General features: G+C 61.5%; 18 protein-coding genes and 2 tRNA genes. 10 read left to right on the top strand and 10 right to left on the bottom strand.

Annotation, left to right across the window (positions count from 1 at the left end; genetic code table 11):
• The first annotated feature begins 74 nt into the window (after positions 1 to 74).
• The 5 genes from ybgF to DUPY_RS20525 all read left to right on the top strand — a co-directional run bounded on the left by ybgF (position 75) and on the right by DUPY_RS20525 (position 3,196).
• Entirely contained in the window at positions 75 to 830 is a 756-nt protein-coding gene (gene ybgF / locus DUPY_RS20545; RefSeq protein ID WP_070250638.1) for a tol-pal system protein YbgF, read from the top strand.
• Positions 831 to 919: 89 nt separating this feature from the next.
• Positions 920 to 995: transfer RNA gene (locus DUPY_RS20540), tRNA-Lys, on the top strand.
• 152 nt (positions 996 to 1,147) lie between these two features.
• Positions 1,148 to 1,843: a hypothetical protein gene (locus DUPY_RS20535; protein ID WP_070250636.1), complete on the top strand. Its 696-nt coding sequence runs from the start codon at positions 1,148 to 1,150 to the stop codon at positions 1,841 to 1,843.
• A gap of 9 nt (positions 1,844 to 1,852) precedes the next feature.
• Complete coding sequence (locus DUPY_RS20530) at positions 1,853 to 2,461, top strand: hypothetical protein (RefSeq protein WP_141749616.1); 609 nt, start codon at positions 1,853 to 1,855, stop codon at positions 2,459 to 2,461.
• A gap of 18 nt (positions 2,462 to 2,479) precedes the next feature.
• Positions 2,480 to 3,196: a penicillin-insensitive murein endopeptidase gene (locus DUPY_RS20525; RefSeq protein WP_070250632.1), complete on the top strand. Its 717-nt coding sequence runs from the start codon at positions 2,480 to 2,482 to the stop codon at positions 3,194 to 3,196.
• Positions 3,197 to 3,202: 6 nt separating this feature from the next.
• Here DUPY_RS20525 and DUPY_RS20520 read toward each other — a convergent pair whose 3' ends face one another.
• The 3 genes from DUPY_RS20520 to DUPY_RS20515 form a co-directional block, all read right to left on the bottom strand.
• Complete coding sequence (locus DUPY_RS20520; RefSeq protein ID WP_070250630.1) at positions 3,203 to 3,502, bottom strand: BrnA antitoxin family protein; 300 nt, start codon at positions 3,500 to 3,502, stop codon at positions 3,203 to 3,205.
• Entirely contained in the window at positions 3,462 to 3,728 is a 267-nt protein-coding gene (locus tag DUPY_RS27325; protein ID WP_071651677.1) for a BrnT family toxin, read from the bottom strand. Before DUPY_RS27325 ends, DUPY_RS20520 begins: the two co-directional genes overlap by 41 nt.
• Positions 3,729 to 3,804: 76 nt before the next feature.
• Positions 3,805 to 4,035, bottom strand: coding sequence for a hypothetical protein (locus tag DUPY_RS20515; protein ID WP_070250627.1), 231 nt, complete (start codon positions 4,033 to 4,035; stop codon positions 3,805 to 3,807).
• Between the two features lie 163 nt (positions 4,036 to 4,198).
• On the opposite strand from DUPY_RS20515, the gene DUPY_RS20510 reads away from it, so the two are divergent.
• A complete protein-coding gene (locus DUPY_RS20510; protein ID WP_070250625.1) occupies positions 4,199 to 4,684 on the top strand; it encodes a hypothetical protein in 486 nt (161 codons plus the stop codon).
• Between the two features lie 18 nt (positions 4,685 to 4,702).
• Here DUPY_RS20510 and DUPY_RS20505 read toward each other — a convergent pair whose 3' ends face one another.
• Positions 4,703 to 7,477 carry a TonB-dependent receptor gene (locus tag DUPY_RS20505; RefSeq protein WP_070250623.1) on the bottom strand — a complete coding sequence of 925 codons (2,775 nt, stop codon included), beginning with the start codon at positions 7,475 to 7,477 and terminating at the stop codon, positions 4,703 to 4,705.
• A 245-nt stretch (positions 7,478 to 7,722) separates the two neighbouring features.
• Positions 7,723 to 8,874 carry an acyltransferase family protein gene (locus tag DUPY_RS20500; protein WP_070250621.1) on the bottom strand — a complete coding sequence of 384 codons (1,152 nt, stop codon included), beginning with the start codon at positions 8,872 to 8,874 and terminating at the stop codon, positions 7,723 to 7,725.
• 178 nt (positions 8,875 to 9,052) lie between these two features.
• On the opposite strand from DUPY_RS20500, the gene DUPY_RS20495 reads away from it, so the two are divergent.
• Positions 9,053 to 9,128, top strand: a tRNA-Lys gene (locus DUPY_RS20495).
• Positions 9,129 to 9,339: 211 nt separating this feature from the next.
• A complete protein-coding gene (locus tag DUPY_RS28465; protein ID WP_019924896.1) occupies positions 9,340 to 9,477 on the top strand; it encodes a hypothetical protein in 138 nt (45 codons plus the stop codon).
• 231 nt (positions 9,478 to 9,708) lie between these two features.
• On the opposite strand, the gene DUPY_RS20490 is transcribed toward DUPY_RS28465, so the two are convergent.
• The gene (locus tag DUPY_RS20490) at positions 9,709 to 11,664 is read right to left on the bottom strand and encodes a helicase-related protein (protein WP_070250619.1); all 1,956 of its coding nucleotides are present in this window, start codon (positions 11,662 to 11,664) and stop codon (positions 9,709 to 9,711) included.
• A 112-nt stretch (positions 11,665 to 11,776) separates the two neighbouring features.
• Here DUPY_RS20490 and DUPY_RS20485 point away from each other — a divergent pair, with 112 nt between their 5' ends.
• Positions 11,777 to 12,373, top strand: a complete 597-nt coding sequence (locus DUPY_RS20485; RefSeq protein WP_070250693.1) for an IMPACT family protein — start codon at positions 11,777 to 11,779, stop codon at positions 12,371 to 12,373.
• A gap of 56 nt (positions 12,374 to 12,429) precedes the next feature.
• Here DUPY_RS20485 and DUPY_RS20480 read toward each other — a convergent pair whose 3' ends face one another.
• From DUPY_RS20480 to DUPY_RS20465, 4 genes are all read right to left on the bottom strand, one after another.
• Positions 12,430 to 13,602 (bottom strand): DUF418 domain-containing protein, encoded by a 1,173-nt coding sequence (locus DUPY_RS20480; RefSeq protein WP_070250617.1) that lies wholly within the window; start codon positions 13,600 to 13,602, stop codon positions 12,430 to 12,432.
• A 68-nt stretch (positions 13,603 to 13,670) separates the two neighbouring features.
• Positions 13,671 to 14,075, bottom strand: coding sequence for a response regulator (locus tag DUPY_RS20475; protein WP_070250615.1), 405 nt, complete (start codon positions 14,073 to 14,075; stop codon positions 13,671 to 13,673).
• 82 nt (positions 14,076 to 14,157) lie between these two features.
• A complete protein-coding gene (locus DUPY_RS29120; protein ID WP_070250613.1) occupies positions 14,158 to 15,699 on the bottom strand; it encodes a methyl-accepting chemotaxis protein in 1,542 nt (513 codons plus the stop codon).
• Between the two features lie 9 nt (positions 15,700 to 15,708).
• Positions 15,709 to 16,533 (bottom strand): transporter, encoded by an 825-nt coding sequence (locus DUPY_RS20465; RefSeq protein ID WP_084640819.1) that lies wholly within the window; start codon positions 16,531 to 16,533, stop codon positions 15,709 to 15,711.
• A gap of 247 nt (positions 16,534 to 16,780) precedes the next feature.
• On the opposite strand from DUPY_RS20465, the gene DUPY_RS20460 reads away from it, so the two are divergent.
• Complete coding sequence (locus DUPY_RS20460) at positions 16,781 to 18,028, top strand: efflux RND transporter periplasmic adaptor subunit (protein ID WP_070250611.1); 1,248 nt, start codon at positions 16,781 to 16,783, stop codon at positions 18,026 to 18,028.
• Positions 18,029 to 18,036: the final 8 nt, after the last annotated feature.

The raw sequence follows: 18,036 nt of genomic DNA, 5'->3' as shown, positions 1-18,036 counted from the left end.
GGGCGGTACCCGGACTTGGTTGCCAAGTCCAGGCACCGCCCCGTTTCCATTTAGATTTGTTGAAAGCGCCCGACATGATGAAACTCTCCAAATCCGGCGTCTCCGCCGCCGTGCTCGTTGCGATGACCTGGCTGCCGCTGCAAGCCCATGCCGGCCTGTTCGACGACGACGAAGCCCGCAAGGCGCTGCTGGACCTGCGCGCCAAGCTCGAAGCCCTGCGCGTTGACACCAATGCCCGCCTCGAAACCAAGTCCGACAAGACCAGCACGCTGGACATGATCAATCAAAACGACAGCACGCTGCAGGAGATCGCCAAGCTGCGCGGCCAGATCGAAGTACTGTCCAACGAAGTCTCGATGGCCCAGAAGCGCCAGCGCGACCTGTACACCGACCTCGACACACGCATGCGCAAGCTCGAGCCGCGCGAAGTGAACGTGGACGGCAAAACCGCCCAGGTCGATCCGAACGAAGAGCGCAGCTACGACGCCGCCATGGCCCAGTTCAAGGCCGGCGACTACAAGGCCGCCGGCGACGCCCTGGCTGCCTTCGTGCGCCAGTACCCTGCTTCCGTGTACACGCCCAACGCGCAATACTGGCTCGGCAACTCGTTCTACGCCCAGCGCGACTGCAAGAGCGCCATCGCGGCCCAGCAAGTGGTGCTGAAGAACTACGGCGACAGCCCCAAGGCCCCGGACGCCATGCTCAACATTGCCAGCTGCCAGACTGAGCTGAAAGACAAAGCGGCCAAGAAGACATTGCAGGACCTGATCAAGCAGTTCCCGGACTCGCAAGCGGCCGCGACGGCCAAGCAGCGCCTGGGCGGGAAATAAACCGGTGCTGTGAGGCAGCCGGACAAATAAATTGTCCGGCAGGCATTTGACAGGATGTGCTGAAACATCCTATAATCTCGCTTCTTCGGGGGTCGTTAGCTCAGCTGGTAGAGCAGCGGACTTTTAATCCGTTGGTCGCAGGTTCGAATCCCGCACGGCCTACCAAGATTCATCAAAAACGCCCACAAGCTTCGGTTTGTGGGCGTTTTTGTTTTGAGTCGCAGACTACCGCACACCAGGACAACAACTTGCGCCCTTTCAAGGCATGACAACGAGCAGAACTGTACGCTCCCCAGACATCTCAACGGGAGCCGCTTATGCAAACATCCGACGAAGCAGCATTCGAAAATGCCATCAGGTCGCTCGAGGCAACTGCCGCCAGCGCAGGCGTGCACTTCGAAATTGACGCCACTGCACGCAGGACGTATTCGCTGGAAATAAAAAACATGTCCGATAACTTGCGCCGGGAAGTGGCGCAGGGAAAGTTGACTTGGGCGCAGGCGGCAGAGCAGGCGCAAATCACCCGCAATGCCATCATGCAGCTCATCAGATCGCAAACGACACCTGTAGCTCGGGCTTTCGCCGAGCATAAAAAAGCTGAAGGCCGAGGGCTGAATGCGCTCGTCGCCGAAAAAACGGTGAAGCTCTTTGGAAAGCCGGCCGTCTTTGCGAAGCTCACTCCATTGCAGCAGAATCAAGTCTTCGCCGAAATTGTCCGTTCGGCCGGCAGATCCAACCAAGACTACACCCGCAATGTGCAGCGAATGTCACGCCTGGGCCGGGGGCTCATCCTTTTTTCGTTGGCCTTATCGACTTACAACGTCCTTACCGCTCGTAGCAAATCCACCGCGATCAAGCGGGAACTGTTGACGGCTTCCGCCGGAATTGGTGGCGGCATAGCTGGCGGCGCGCTTGCCGGATTGGCGTGTGGTCCGGGCGCCCCAGTATGTGTGACAATCGGAGCTTTCGCTGGCGGTGCTTTGGCAGCTTTTGGTGCCGGATACATATGGTAGAGCAAGATCGTGAGATTACTTTCAACCTCAGAATTCGCGGCGGAGTTGGCGTCGCCCTACTCCGAGTCGGAATTGGCTCGTTCCGAACTTGTGATCGATGGCAAGCGCACCGGTATTGTCGTGACGGGAGCGGTGCTGGAGGCTGCACTGGCGTGGCACAACTATCGCCTCGCATTTTTAACCGATGACATCCCTTTTGAAGAGACGCTGCGGATTTACATGTTCGACTCGGATCTTAAAACCGTGGATACTGCTTCGCTAGGCGCTATGTATTCTACTGGCACATTTGCTGAACTGAAGCTTCAACCGCCGAATGCCGTCACTTTTCGCTTTTTTGGAGGCATCATCTGGCGCATGGTGCTGCTCACTGAGCAGGAGTTCGCCCTGCCCTGTCTTTCCGATCCCAGCGGGGTGCATCGACCATTCAAGTTCCTCAGGCAATTCCGAGTGGAAGGCAAGCCGCAGCCCGAAAGCGCACGATCCGCCGCAAGAGACAAGCTGGAAGATGCGCTTCTGGAAGGCCTGCGTAGCGAAGAATCCCTATTGACTGCGGAAGACTGGAAGGCGATTCGCGATGAATCACATGCCAAACTTGCCGAGCGCCAGAAACCCCGCTAATGCAAACGATTGGAATAGATGAATATATCCTTCCGCTCTCTTTTTCTTTCCGGGATTTTTTTGCTCACCGCCGCACAGGACGCAGCCAGCGCCAGCGTCTGCCACGGCACGTCGGCAAACGGGCGCTTAAGTGGCGGCACGCCACTGCCCGCCGGGGGCGACAACTACGACCCCTATACCAGCCTGGGCATTACCCTCGGCAGAACCCAGGTGCACCAGACCGTGCGCGCTATCGTGGTCGATGCGTATGCCGCCACCTACCGCACCATGCCCGACACCCGCTTCGTCTACGGCGAGACCGGCCTGTCCACCGGCGGCCCCTTCAAGCCTCACCGCACCCACCAGAACGGCACTTCGGTCGACTTCATGGTGCCGGTGCTGGATGGCAAAGGAATATCGGTGCCGCTGCCGTCCAATGCGCTCAACAAGTTTGGCTACGCACTGGAATTCGACGCCAACGGCAAGCTCGATGATTTACGGATCGATTTTGAAGCCGTGGCAGAACACCTGTACCAGTTGGCTGAGGCGGCGAAGAAGCACGGCGCGCCGATTGACCGCGTGATCTTCCAGAAGGAGCTGGTGGCACAACTGTACCGGACCAGGCGCGGTGACTACCTGCGCAGGTCGGTCACGTTCATGAAGGCGACGCCGTGGATCAGGCACGACGAGCACTATCACGTAGACTTTAGATTGCCGTGCAAACCACTCGATCAGTACGATCGTGCTACAAAATAACCGAGGTCACTGCTTCCGTTGCGAGAGCCATTCCTTCAAGGCGATATTCATCAGTAACTGCCAGCCCTCTCCAGTCGCTTTAAAGGCTTGCAGGACATCGACGTCGAGTCGCAGCGTCGTACTCACTGTGGCGCTGATTGCGGACGGCTGCGCTACTTGCTGACCGACAAGTGCGTACGCTTCGTGAGGGGATACCACCTGCTCCCCCACCCGCCAGGTTCCTTTATCGAAAAATTCGTCTGACAGTTCGGGCGCATCGTCGGGGTCAACCCACAGCGCGGGAGAATTTTGCAATTTCACGTTCATTTGCTCTCCTCATACTGATAACTCGTCTAGCCCGGCCACGCGGCGTCCAGACTACAACCCGACCACCGAGAAAGCCGGTCGTTATATATCTCAGCTCACCATATTCTTTACGATCGTCGCTCGCGGTAACGTTCAACCCCGCAAAAACTTCCCCCGCAAGGGCGAAATCAAGGCCTCTCTCAACGCGAGTTTTCTGTCGTTTCGCTGCGTCGAAAGTAATCCTCATTTGAGGATTGTAGTAATGGATAGTGGCCGCAGCTAGCTATTTCGTACCTGAGAGCGCTCGGCGTCGTCCGACAATACTACCTCGGCTTGCCCACCTTCTTGCCAACGCCGAGTTGCGACGCTTCGTAAATCGCCTTGGCATCCTGGTGCGCCTGCTCGACCGTGCGCAGGCTTTCGTTCTCGTCGTGCCGGACAAAAAACTCCTTGTCCTGCGCCGATACCACCAGTTTCACGGCAGCCGCTTCCGGCACGCCAAATTTTTCGAAGATCAGCGTGGTGACCTCATCCAGGTATTCTTCGTAGGTCATGCGACCGTCCTCTCTTGTTGATGCGATTGATACAGGGAACCTCAGGGTTGCACATGGTAATCGCATCGGGACGGATCGCCAACCCCAATGCGGTGAATAGCGCTGTTCCCTTATAATTCCTGGCAATCACTTCAACCTTGCGCCAACCCTCCAGTTCCCCCGAATGAACGCCACCCCATCTTGCAACTACACGCTGCGCACCATACAGCCGCCAACGTCGGACCAGACAGCGTACAGCGAACTGATGATGGCCGGTGCGCCGACGGGCAAGGTACTCGACGGCGTCATCCTGGAGGCTGCGCTGACGTGGGGGCCATACCTGCTGCTGTTCGTCACCGATGATGTTCCGTACGAAGAGATCCTGCACATCTACATGCTGGACAAGGATCTCAACACGCAGGACACGGCGTGGCTCGGGGCGATGTACTGCACTGGTATATTCTCGGATCTCGATGCGGCGGGGGCGAACACGGTGCGTTTCCGCTTTTTCGGCGGTCTGGCCCACACATTGACCTTGTTGCCGAAGCCATCGTTCGCACTACCTTTCTTCTCCGATCCAGCCTTCATCCGGCGCCCGTTCAAGTGGACCTGCAGGTTTCGCCTCGGCGTCCAGCCGCTACCGGAAACGGAAGCGCCACCACATTGGTGACGCTCCCGCCCGCCACACTTAAAACGCCGCCCGCAAGCCCACACTCACGCGCCGCCCCACATCCTCCAGCGTCAGGAACTGGCTTTCGTTGACCGCGTACTCGTGGGTGCGCGAGTTGGCGATGTTGATTGCGTCGGCGTAGATCGCCAGGTTGGGCGTGAGGTTGTAGCGCAGGCTGGCGTCGGTCTGGCCATAGGCCGAGCGGTTGCGGGCCTGGGTGCTGCCGCCGCCGCAATCGACCGAGAAGTGGTTGCGCCAGTTGTAGCTCACGCGCGCCTGGAAGTCGCCGCGCTCGTAGAACACCGAGCCGTTATACGACTGCGGCGACAAGCCCGGATAGCCGCACGACGGCGTGGCGACGTTGTCGGTCTCGCGCTGGGCGCTGGCGTCCACGTAGGTGTAGTTGGCCGATACGCCAAAGCCCTGCAGCCAGCCGACCGACGTGTCGAACGCGTACTGGCCGGCGATCTCCACGCCCTTGATCTTGCCCTTCTGGCCGTTGCGCACGCGCGAGTCGTGGACGATCTCGTTGAACTGCGGGATGCGCATGTCGACGATGGTGGTCTCGAGGAAGTCCGACACCTTTTTCATGAACACGGCCGCGCTCACGTAGTTGGTCTTGGACAGGTACCACTCGTACGAGACATCGAAGTTCTTCGACTGCATCGGCTTGAGGTACGGGTTGCCGCCACCGGTCTGCACGTCGCCGAAACGGCCGCCGTACCAGTTGTCCACGCCCAGCTGGTTCAGCGTGGGACGGGTTTCGGTCTTGGAGGCGCCCAGGCGCAGCAGCATGTCGGAACGCAGGTCGAACTTGATGTTCGCCGAGGGCAGCACGCTGTTATAGCTGTTGTCCACCGTGGTGACCTGGTTGGGGCCCCATACCTGGATGAAGGTGGTGTCGTTCGGGCTTTTCACGGCCGACAGCAGTTCGCGGCTGATACCGGTGGACGACGATTTCACGCGCACCAGGCGCACGCCCGCGTTGGCCGACCAGCCGCTGCCCTCCCACTTCGAGTCGAGGTACATGCTGGTCACTTTTTCCTTCACCGCCCACATCGACGGCTTGGTGTAGTCGATCGCCATCGGGCCGTTGGGGAAGCGCGTCAGGTCGGAGTAGTAGGCCGGATCGTTCGACTGCGGCAGCAGCGACGGCTGGTTCAGGTAGTTCATGTACGCATACGGGTCGAAGCTCAGGTACTGGCTCGGGATGTTGCCGCCGGTGTTCATGAAGTCGTCCATCTGCTTTACCGTAAACAGCGATGACGGCAATTTCACGTGGTACCCACTGAACGCGTTCCAGGCATCGTTGCCCCACTTGGTGCGATCGACCTTGCGCTGCGAGTGGGCCACGCCGGTGTCGATGCCCTTGAAGTAGCCGATCTCGTGTTCCCAGGCGGCGCTCAGGCGGCCCTCGTGCAGCTTGTCGGTATTGCGGATGTCGCCGTTGGAGACGGCGTGGGCGCTGACGTTGTTCGGATCGGCGATGTTGTCGCCAAAGGTGATGGTGGGCGTGCTGCCGTAGGTGAGCGTGTCGCCGTTCTTCGGGATCATGCCGGCCACCACCCACATGTCGTTGGAGTCCGACGTGGTGCGCGAGGTGGAGATATCGGCTTCGATGCGCCACTCGTCGCCCACTTTCCACTTCGAGTTCAGGCCGAAGGCCTTGGTGATCGAGAGCCGGTCGCCGCCCTTGGCGATCATGTCGTTGGAATTGGCCTCGCCCAGCAGCGTGCCGGGACCGGCCAAGGCCGGGTTGTTGGCGTAGAAGGTGGAACCGGGGCGCAGGAAGCTGGTCACCTGGTCGTTCTGGTCATACTTCACGGCCAGCTGGGCAGGGTTGTTCCAGTCGCTGAAGGCGATGATCTTGTTGTTCTGGTCGAGGCGCGAGTACAGGCCGTCGGCAGTCATCTTCCAGGTCGGCGACGGGTTGTACTGCACGGTCAGATTGCCGACCACGCGCTTGCGGCTTTCGTCTTCCTGCTGGAAGCCGTAGCTTTGCGGCATATACAGCTTGCGGGTGGTGACATCGGCCATGGTCAGGCCGCGCGAGTTGAGGTCGCCATTGATCATCGAGACGTCGCGGTAATTCCAGGCATCGTTGATGGCCTTGTTCTGCTTGGACGCGCGGTCGGTGTACGACAGCGAGCCGGTCACGCCAAAGGTGCGATCGGCGTTGGCGAACGAATACATGCCGCTGGCGTTGGGCGTGTATTTCTTCGAATTGGAATCCCACGAGCTCGAGACATTGACCACCGAACTGTGGCCAATCTTGCCCGACAGCGGCCGCGCGGTCTGGATATCGACCGTGGAACCGATGCCGCCCTCGGGCAGGAACGGCTGCGAGGTCTTGTACACCAGCGCCTTCGAGATCAGGTCGGACGACAGCAGGTCGAACGAGAACTCGCGCCCGCCGGTATCGCTGGTCATGGTGCGGCCGTTGACCAGCACGTTGTTGAATTCGGGCCCCAGGCCGCGTACGGAAATGTAGCGCCCTTCGCCACCGTTGCGCTGGATTTGCACGCCGGTCACGCGTTGCAGCGATTCGGCGATATTGGTGTCGGGGAACTTGCCGGCGTCTTCGGCCGACACCGCGTCCACCACGCCATCTTGCATGCGCTTGGTGTTGAGCGACGACGACAGCGATGCCCGGATGCCGCTCACCACCACCTGGGCGGAGGCATCGACGGCGGGTTGATCGGGCGTCTGGGCTTGAGCGCCGGCCGCCAACAGGATGTCGGCGATCAGCGCGGCCAGGAGGGTCTTGCGCAGGGTCGAGTGTTGCATTGCCATTTAGTCTCCATCTTTGTATTTTTAGAAATGACATGGATGACTGCCTGTTGATATTGTTGTGACAGGCAGTTCCGGCGCAGTGGCTTGTGTAATTATTGTGACTGCACGACGGAAATACTACGCCTGTGACCGGAATGGCAAGCTATCATTTATTTGTGTTCTGATATTCCAAAATCATATAAGTAACACCATGAAAAACGCCGGCGCGAGGCCGGCGTTTTGCTGAAAATCTACAATCGATGTCCTTATCGCAGCGTCACCACGCCAGTGCGGCTGCTGTCCGGCTTGAACCAGTCGCGTGTGTCGATCTTGTCGCTGACCAGCTGTACGGCACGGCCCAGCGGCAGTTCCACCCAGCGATGGAAGGCTGCGCCGGCCAGCAGGCTGCCACTCCACGCAACCAGCATGCCCAGCATTTGCAATTCCGGTTCGGGCTCGACGAAGCGGGTGAATGCCGCATTGACCAGCAGGCACACCGGGAAGTGAATCAGGAAAACCGCGTAAGAAATTTTGCCGAGCTGGTTGATGGCCGCCCAGCCATGGCCGTTTGAGGCAGTCTTGATGCGGCCGCAAACGAACAGCACGCTTGCGACCACCAGCGCCAGCGCAATCCGGCTGCGAAATTCCAGCACCAGCGCGCCCAGCGCCGGCAACAGCGCCGCCAGCATGATCAGGGTGGCGGCGCCAGGCTTACGCTCGGGATCGCTGCCCCACCACGCCATCAGGCCCAGGCCATAACTGCCGAAGAAATAGGGCGCCCAGGAATCCCACGCGGGATCGAGATTGAAATGCAGCAGCGACACGATGATGCCGACGGCGACCAGCAGCGGCATCAGCCAGCGCACCGCGTGCTTGCCGACCAGCACGCCAGCGCTCCACAGCAGCAACACCAGCGCCGCATACAGCTGGAAGTCGATGGCGACATACCAGGCGCCGGCAGACAGCGACGGATAGTCAAGCACGCCATGCAGCAGCGCCGCGTGGGCGGCCAGTTGCGCCAGCGTGGCAGGTTCCGAGATCGAGTCATGCACCATCCAGCGGCTGGCCAGGGCCGAGGCGACAGCGGCCACCAGGGTGGCGGCGATGAACGGCGGCGCCAGCTTGGCGTAGCGGTGCCAGATCGCGCCGAGTGGGTGGGCGTGCGACGGCAGACCGGCAGGCGACAAGGACTTGGCCGCCAGGAACCCGCCAATCACCAGGAACACTTGCACCGCGATGCGGGCGCTGTCGCCCAGGAAGCCGATCAGGTCGGGAAATACCGGGCGCACGTAGTCGGCCATCGGCCCGTAGAACGCCAGGTGGTGCAGCACGATCAGTTGCGCGGCTGCGACCTTGAGCAGGTTGATATAGCCGAACTGCAATGGCGCATATTGTTTTTTTAATACAGCAGAAGTCATGTGATTCCTTGTCCTACTTGTCGTTGATACGCTGACAAGCTTGCCAACAAGGTCGCTATCATAGCGGAGGTCGGGGAATCGGGGGCGCACGGACGATCCGGCCACGCCAGCATCGGGTCGCAAAATCTTTGCCGCAGGGTTGAATTTTTCGCCCGCCGCCTGTAAAATTCGCGCCCTTGGGTCGTTAGCTCAGCTGGTAGAGCAGCGGACTTTTAATCCGTTGGTCGCAGGTTCGAATCCCGCACGGCCTACCAAGACATCGTCAAAACGCCAGCCGGCAGTCCGGTTGGCGTTTTTTTTTGTCCATGCCCCTGGCATAACAGATATCACCAGAAGACACATCTCTTCCATCCAAGAAATTCAATTTAAGAATGTCATTTATCGCAAATTGAAATTATCTTTATATCTGCGACTTCGGTAAGATTCATTCATCGACACATTGAATGCAGTTCACAGGAGCCCATCATGACCACCGCTACCGCCAACATCAACACCATCGCCGCTGCCCCCAAAGCCCCACGCCGTTCGTGGAAAGCCATCGTTCGCCGCATCTTCGAATTGTGGGCCGAGCCGTACAGCCACGGTCCTTACCAGCCGCTGTAAGTCGTACCAGCAACACGAATAACCGTAGCAAATATCGTTCGCGTGAGTGCACAATCGGTGTACTCACGAAAGAAGGCGGACGATGACCAAGCAGTTCTTCCTTGCCGCCCAGGCATATTGATCAGGCTCGTGGTATCACGGCGCCCGGCCCCGGCGATCATCTCGCCCGACAATTGATCGACGCCCTCGTGCTCCGCGCACGGCAAATGGCTTCATGCGCCCCACTCTATCCTAACGACGCCTGAACTTCTTCGGCTGCCGCTTGCGCGCCGCCGAATTCTGATCCTGCAAAATCGCATCGACACGCTCCGACGCTTCGCGTGACAGTCGCAGCGCCAGCACCGTGTCGGGGAAATATTCGGGTTGGCGGTAGGCCAGCCAGGCGTAAGCCGAGTACAGGCGGCAGGCGTCTTCCGCTTCCTGCAAGTTCATGTAGTGCAGCGGGTTGTTTTCCGGCTTGAGGTGGGTGATTTTCTTGTGCGCCAGCGCCGTTGCCCAGCTTTCCCAGGCATGTTGCAGGCTGTGCACCTTGGCCGAGATCGGCACCAGCGACAGCGCGAACTTTTCCGCCACCGACAGTTGCAGCATGTCGAGCCAGGCCGCGCGCTCGAACTGGTCCTCGGTGATGCGCGGGTAGAAAAACCCATCGGGCACGTCGATGTTGTGGACAAAACGCTTGAGCAGCTTGGCCAGGCCGTGCTCGTTGGTCACGGCCGAGATGCGGTGCAAATGTTCGAGCGTGGGCGCGACCGCAAAGCCGGTGGTCTTCAGTGGCACCGGCTTTTCGCGCAGCAGCGAGCGCATCACGTTATGGGTCTCGGCGTCGAAGCCGGCCACCAGGCCTTCTTCATGGACGCCGAAGCGCCCTGCCCGGCCGGCGATCTGGCGCGCCAGCGCGGCCGGAATTTCTTCCTCTTCGACACCGTTGTACTTGACGCTGGTGGTCATGACGATGCGCGCGATCGGCATGTTCAGGCCCATGGCGATCGCGTCGGTGCCCACCACCACGTCGGCGGCGCCGTCGCGAAAGCGCTGGGCCTGGGCGCGCCGCACTTCCGGCGACAGGTTGCCGTACACGGTAGCGACCGACAGGCCCGCTTCGGTGACGTTGTCGCGCCACATCAGCACTTCGCGGCGCGAGAAGCAGATGATGGCGTCGCCGCGGCGCAGCCCGGTGAGCTTGCGCACCGGGCTCTCTTCCATCGACAGCGGCCCCTTGCGCTTGAGTACATGCACTTCCAGCTCGCAGTCCAGCCGCGCGGCCAGCACTTCGATGGCGCGCCGCGCTTCCGGCGCGCCCACCAGGTACACGGTGTGGGCCGGCGCGCCGCAGACGGCGGCGGTCCAGGCGGCGCCGCGGTCGCGGTCGGCCAGCATCTGGATTTCATCGATCACGGCCACGTCCACCGGGGTGCGGGTGTCGAGCATTTCGACCGTGCTGGCGACGTGGGTGGCGCCCGGTTCCAGCCGCCGTTCTTCGCCCGTGACCAGGCTGACGGCCAGCGGCCGGCCGTGCTGCTGCATCGCTTGCAGGCGTTCGTAGTTTTCCAGCGCCAGCAGGCGCAGCGGCGCCAGGTACACGCCGCTGGGCGCCTTGGCCAGCGCTTCGATGGCCTGGTGGGTCTTGCCGGAGTTGGTCGGGCCCAGCAGCGCGATGAACTTGCGCTTGAGGCGGCGTGCCACCTCGAACGACGCCGGATACTCGGCCAGGTTGATGCTCTGGCGGGTGCGCTCGGCATGCTGCTCTTCCATGTCGCGCTCGACCGCGTGCTCGAGGCGCTGGCGGATACGGTCGAACACCATGCCGGCCGGCTCCGAGATCTGCATATCGGCCAGGCCTTGCAGGAACGGTTGCGGATCGAGGTCGCAATCGTCGCTGGCGTCGGCAATTTCCTGTACGAATGCCTGCACGTGGCCGTGCAGTTCCTCGACCACCGCCGGGCTGGCGCGTTCGCGCAGGACGGCGGCGCGGGCGTCGGCGTCGAGCTTGCGCCACTTCGACGGCTTGGCCAGCACGCCTTGCGCAGGCACCAGGTCGTACGGGTAGCTGCGGCCGCCGTAATGCACCACGCCGGTCAGGCGCAGGAACACCCGGCCTTCGAGGCGCATCAGCGAGAAGCCGAGGTCGGCCAGGCCAAGCTCGCGCATCAATTGGTCGTCGTGTTCCTGGTCTGCTAATTCGCTCATGGTCGCTTCCGGTTTCTGGAAACATTATTATATCGCGCCGCCACTGCCGCGTTTTTTGTCTTTCCCGGCCGTTTCTGGCACCATGGCCCGGTTTACCGTTGCTGTGCCGAATATGCCCCAAACAATTATCAATCCCGTCCAGCACGAATTGCTGATCAAGAAAAGCCGCTTTATTGCCTGCGTACAGCCCATGACCGATCGCGCCGCTGCGCAAAAGATCGTCGCGCAGTTATGGGCGCAGCATCCGCAAGCGGCGCACGTGTGCTGGGCATTATTGGCCGGTGGCCAATCGGCGGCAGTCGATGATGGGGAACCGAGTGGTACCGCCGGCCGGCCCATGCTCGATGTATTAAGACACCAGGATCTCGAAGGCGTATTGGCAACAGTGGTGCGCTATTTTGGCGGCGTGAAACTCGGCGCCGGCGGCCTGGTGCGCGCTTATACCGACAGCGTGGCCCAGGCCTTATTAAAAGCCGAGAAAATCGCCATTATCAAGCAACGCTTTTTAATCTGCACCGCGCCGTATGCGCTGGAAGGCATGATACGGCGCGAACTGGAGTCAAGCGCCGCCGTGCTGGAGAATGTCGCCCATGGCAACGATGTCCGTTTCGAATTCAGCATGGCCGATACCGGTGCTCAAGCGCTGATAGCGCGCCTGAACGAATCAGGCCACGGTCGCATTAGCTGGATGGCTCCCGACGACGAGTAAACCCGGCAGACCGGCAGTGCTGCCAGCGGCTCCAGGCACGCTCAAAAGCAGTCCGTTCACGCCAATTTCCGGCGCGTCTGTCCTGCCCAGGTCGCGCGATGCCACAACGCTTCAAGTGGTCCCTGCGCATGGGAACGCAGCCACCACACGCTGAACTGGCGCTGGGCCAGCGCCAGCACGATGCCGACCGCCAGCGCCAGGGTGGCTCCCGTGTGCTGGTACAGTCCCAGCCCATAGCCGTAATACAGCGCGGTGCCGACCACCGATTGCACGACATAACTGGTCAAGCTCATGCGGCCCAGGGGCGAGAAAAATGCCAGCGCGGGACGGGCATAAAATACCAGGCTAAAACAGGCGACCAATATCGCCATGAAGGCCAGGTTTGACCACGAGGTAATAATGATCAGCAACGGCCGTTCCAAAGCCGGACCGACATTCCAGTTGCCGGACGACGACTTGATCAAATACAAGGGAATAAACGCCACCACCGCCAGAAACAGCACGCGCCACCAGCGCCGTTTATTTTCTTCCGACAACGCAAACCAGCCTGCCCTGCCGGCCAGCATTCCCAGCATGAACAGCGCGGGAATCTGGAACAGACGGCCATTCTCCCAGCTCCATAAAATCACACCGGTCTTGCCGTTGGTGAGATTACCGATCCACACGTCGGCAATCGATCCGTGTTTCATATAGTCGTTGGCGCGGCCAAAATAAGCCCACGATGCCGGATCGGCCAGTTTTTCATTCGGCGCCGATAAAGCCATATACCACTCCAGCCACGCATACGGCTGCAGCAGCAATATCACGGCAATGACCAGAACCAATGCACTGCGCAGTCGTGCGACGGGAATCAGCGCCAAACCGAGCACCGCGTACAGGCTCAGGATATCGCCGTGATACACCATGGAATTGAACAGGCCAAAGCCCAGCAACAGCACCATGCGCCACGCATAGCGCGGCCGGAAATCTTCGCCGCGTTGGGCGCGATGCTGGAACTGGATATAGAAAGTGACGCCGAACAGCAGCGCAAAGATCGCGTACGATTTGCCGCCGAACAGGAAGAACATGCTGTCCCACACCACTTTATCGACCGCTGCCAACCAGGCTGGCGCGCCCTGCGGCGTGAAATAGAGATCGAAATGCTCGATATTATGCAGCAGCATGATCGAGACGATGGCGAAGCCGCGCAGGGCGTCGAGCAGGTCCAGGCGGGAAGAAGGCGCGTTCATGGTCGGCGTATCCTTGGCAAAAATGCCAAGCTTATATGAAAACGATTTCTTGCGATATCTAAACTACCTCACGCGCAACCGCAGTGGCGCGCCACGGTGCCGATCAGTTCATCGAAGTCGATCGGTTTGGCGATGAAATCGTCGATGCCGGCTGCGCGGCATACCTCGCGCTCGGCGTCGAGCACGTGGGCGGTCAGCGCCAGGATCGGCAGGCTGGTGTAGCCTTGGGCGCGCAGGCGGCGCGTGGCCTCGTAGCCGTCCATCACCGGCATTTGCATGTCCATCAATATCGCATTGAACCCGCCGGGGCCGCAACCGGCGACGCAGGCCAGGCCTTCGGCGCCGTCATTGGCCACGGTGACCACCGCGCCCTCGGCTTGCAGCAATTCACAGGCGATTTGCTGATTGAGAAAATTGTCCTCTACCAGCAGCAACTGCAGGCCCGCCAGCCTTTTCCCCGTCCCGGCTTCCATATCGAGCGCTCCAGATCGCGTGTTGAGGTTGCTCAAATCATAGCATGGTCTCATCTTACGATGACACCAAGAAATGTTGCCGTCACGCCAGCCGGAATACCTGCACCACGCCCGCCAGTTGATCAGCCTGTTCCTGCAGCGCGCCGGCGGCAGCGGCAGCCTGCTCCACCAGCGCGGCGTTTTGCTGGGTGGCGCTGTCGATGCTGACAATGGCCTGGTTGACCTGGTCGATGCCCAGTTCCTGCTCGCGGCTGGAGCTGGCGATGTCGCGCACGATGGCGTTGACGCGGCCGATGCTGGCCACCACTTCGTCCATGGTGCCGCCGGCCTGGCCCACCAGCGCGCTGCCCGCTTCCACCTGGCCGGCGGAGGCGTCGATCAGCAGCTTGATTTCCTTGGCAGCCGCGTCCGACCGCTGCGCCAGTCCGCGCACTTCGGACGCCACCACCGCGAAGCCCCGGCCCTGTTCGCCGGCGCGCGCAGCTTCCACGGCAGCGTTCAGCGCCAGGATATTGGTCTGGAAGGCGATGCCCTCGATCACGCCGATGATGTCGACGATGCGCTGCGACGACGCGTTAATTTTCGCCATGGTGGCCACCACTTCGGTCATCACGGCGCCGCCACGCACGGCCACGTCGGTGGCCGATGCCGCCAGGGTATTGGCTTCGTTGGCGTGGCGGGTGTTGTGATGGACCATCGTGGTCATCTCTTCCATCGACGAGGCCGTTTCTTCAAGCGAACTCGCTTGCGATTCGGTGCGCGCCGACAGGTCCATATTGCCGGCCGCGATCTCGCCCGAGGCGAGCGCGATGGCGTCGGTGCCGCCGCGCACCTGGCTCACGATGCGGTGCAGGCTGGTGTTCATGTCGCGCAGCGCGCGCTTGAGCACACCGGTTTCGGAGACGTCGTCGTCGCCCACCTCGATCCGCTCGGACAGGTCGCCCTGGGCCACGCGTGCGGCAAAGCCCACCGCCTGGTTCAGCGGCGTCAGGATCGAGCGCGCCAGGGCGCGGCCCATCACCAGCGACACCAGCGCCGCCAGCGCGGCGAAGCCGATGATCTGGTAGCGCGAACGGGTGACGGCCGCGTCGCCCACCGCCTTGGTGGCCTCGGAGTTCTTCTCGATGACGTCGCTCAGCCCCGACATGCTTTTCTCGAGCACGCGGAAGCTTTCCATGAACGCGCCGAACTGTGCCTGGGCGGCGTCCTTGTCGGACAGCGCCAACGTCACCATCTGCTGGGCGCTGGTCAGATAGCGGTCAACGTCGGGGCGCACTTGCCGCATGGCTTGCTGGATTTCGGCGTCGGTGGTGGCCGCGCCCATGTCGTCGATGAGTTTGCGAAACAGCGCGATATGCTCGGCGGTGTCCTCGCGCACGCCCTTGATTTCGGCAGCGTCGTTGCGGTCCGCCGCCAGCCGCGCGGCCAGCACGTCGGCGCGCAGCGCGTCGTGCATCATGTCAGCTTGCAATTGATCCTTCATGGCCGAACCGTTGACGGTGATGGCATCCATGGCCCCGCTCATTACGGCCACGGCCTGGTAGCCGACCAGGCCGACCAGCCCCACGAACACCAGCGTCACCAGGTTAGAGAGCAGCAACCGCCGCTTGATGGTCCAGCTCATGCAGAACTCCTAGAATTTGAGCGACAAGCCGACCGTCCAGCTCCAGTCGGGGGCGTTTTTATTGAGGGCCCGCGCGACAGCAGTATCGACCTGCACCGATTTGCTCAGCAGCCAGGCGGCGCCCACGTCAACCGTATTGATCGAACCGCCGTCGCGCGCATGGGCGACTTGCTGCGCGGAATATTCAACGAATGTGCGCAGGCGGTCGTTCCACTCCTTGCCCAGTACCACGGCAAAGATGCCGCTGGTAAAACGCTGGCCGTCGTCGTTGCGCTGGCGCACCACGCCCGGCATCACACCCAGGCTCATGTCGGCGGGCAGCTCCCACTCGGCCACCACGCGCAGGGAGCCGCCCTTGCCGGGCGCGCGGAACGGCGCCGAGCCGGTATCGAGGTCCCAGTGCGCCAGCACGCCCACGGATGGCCGCGCACCCTCCTCGTCCAGCGCATGCCATTTCACGCCGACGGCGGTGTCGGCGTAGCCGCTCTCGCGCAGGCGCTGGCCGCTGGCCTGGTTGTCGGCGGTGGCGCGCATGCGACCATCGGTTTCCACGCGCAACTCCCAGTCCTCGGCAATGCCAAGGCGCAGCAAGGTGGGGGTGGAGACGGTGCGCAATTTAAAACCGTTGGATTTGTCGCGCTCGACGGCAACGCTGGTTTCGATCTGGAAGCGCCCCTTGCCCACCACGTCGCTCGACTCGACGAAGTCGGGACGGTCAGTGACGATGGCGTCGTCGTCCTCGCCGGCGATGGCCGATCCGGGCAGCATGGGCAGCATCAGCGCAGTGAGCACGCTCAGCAGGCCGGGCACAGTCGCGAAGTTTTTGATAGTCATTTCTCGCCTCGCATTGTTGATTTTGTGTCCCCACGGTATCACATTGTTTTGAATCCACGGTTGGTAAATTTCCACACGCAGCCAGGTGTCCGGATCCGGACGGTGGTGCCCGGCGGCGGGCATACGGGCGCCTGCACTGCAATGTTGGCCGCCATCTAACACTTTGATTCGACAGGTATTTTTATGATGACAGCCGCTGGCACGGTGGTTGCTCCAGTTCCCGCCATACTTACTTGCCGGAACACTTATGGACCAACCGATCAATCCGCGCTTCACCGCCCGCCGCCGCACCACCATCGCGCTGGTGGTTACGGCCGTGCTGGCCAGCGTGTGCCTGGCGGCGTGGGGCCTGAACCGCGCGGTAGGCGCCAGCGTTGCGGCCGACAGCGTCACCATCGCCACCGTGCGCGCGGGCGGCATCGCCAACACCATCAACGCGTCCGGCATCGTCATCCCGGTGCACGAGGAGCAGGTGGCCAGCCCGATCCAGAGCCGGGTGGGCAAGGTCCATGCGCGGCTCGGCCAGCAAGTGCAGACCGGCGACCTGCTGCTCGAGCTCGACAATCGCAGCGTGGTGCTGGCGATCGACAACATCCGCGAACAACTGGCGCTGCAGGAAAACCGCATCGTCGCGCTGACCCAGGAGCTCGACCAGAAACGCAAGCAACTGGCCAGCGCCATCGAACTGCTGCAGCTGGACTTGCAAGACACGCGCGTGAAACTGGGCCGCTACCAGACCTTGCGAAAGGCGGGCGGCGTGTCGGCCGAGGATTTGCTGACGGCCGAACTGAACGTTCAGCGCAACGAGATTTCCCTGCGCCAGCAGCAGGAACTGATCGAGGACAGCCGCCGCGCCACGTCCACCAATATCGACGGCGCCCGGCTGCAAAAGAACATCCTCAACAAGCAGTTGCAGGAGCAGCAGCAGTTGCTGGCGCAGACCGCCGTGCGGGCGCCGTTCACTGGCATGCTCAGTGCGCTGCTGGCTGATGAAGGCGCCAGCGTGGCGATCGGCCAGATGCTGGCGCGCGTGTCCGAACCCAACAACTACAAGGTCGAGGCGTCGCTGTCGGACTTCCATGCGCGCGCGCTCGATCCGGGCCAGGCCGTGCTGGTGGAGCAAGGCAACGTCAAACTGCGAGGCGTGGTGCAGACCATCCTGCCCGAGATCCAGAACGGCACCGTCAAGCTGCTGGTCGTGCTCGACGAACCGCACCACGCCATGCTGCGCAACAAGCTGCGAGTGGAGGTCAACATCATTACCGCGCAAAAGAACCACACCCTGCTGGTGGACGCCGGGCCCGCCTTCAACGGCCGTGGTCCGCAAGACGTGTTCGTGGTCCGCGATGGCGTGGCGCGCAAGACCGTGCTCGACATCGGCGCCGGCGACGGCAAGGCGGTGGAAATTTTAACAGGCGCCCGCGCGGGCGACCGCCTGATCACATCGGATACCAGCCGCTACAAGGATCGCGACAGCGTTCGCATCGACAACTAAGAGGACCA

This window comes from Duganella phyllosphaerae (genome assembly GCF_001758785.1).
In the GTDB taxonomy this organism is placed as follows: Bacteria; Pseudomonadota; Gammaproteobacteria; order Burkholderiales; family Burkholderiaceae_D; genus Rugamonas; species Rugamonas phyllosphaerae.
This window is presented reverse-complemented; position numbering and strand designations above follow the sequence as displayed.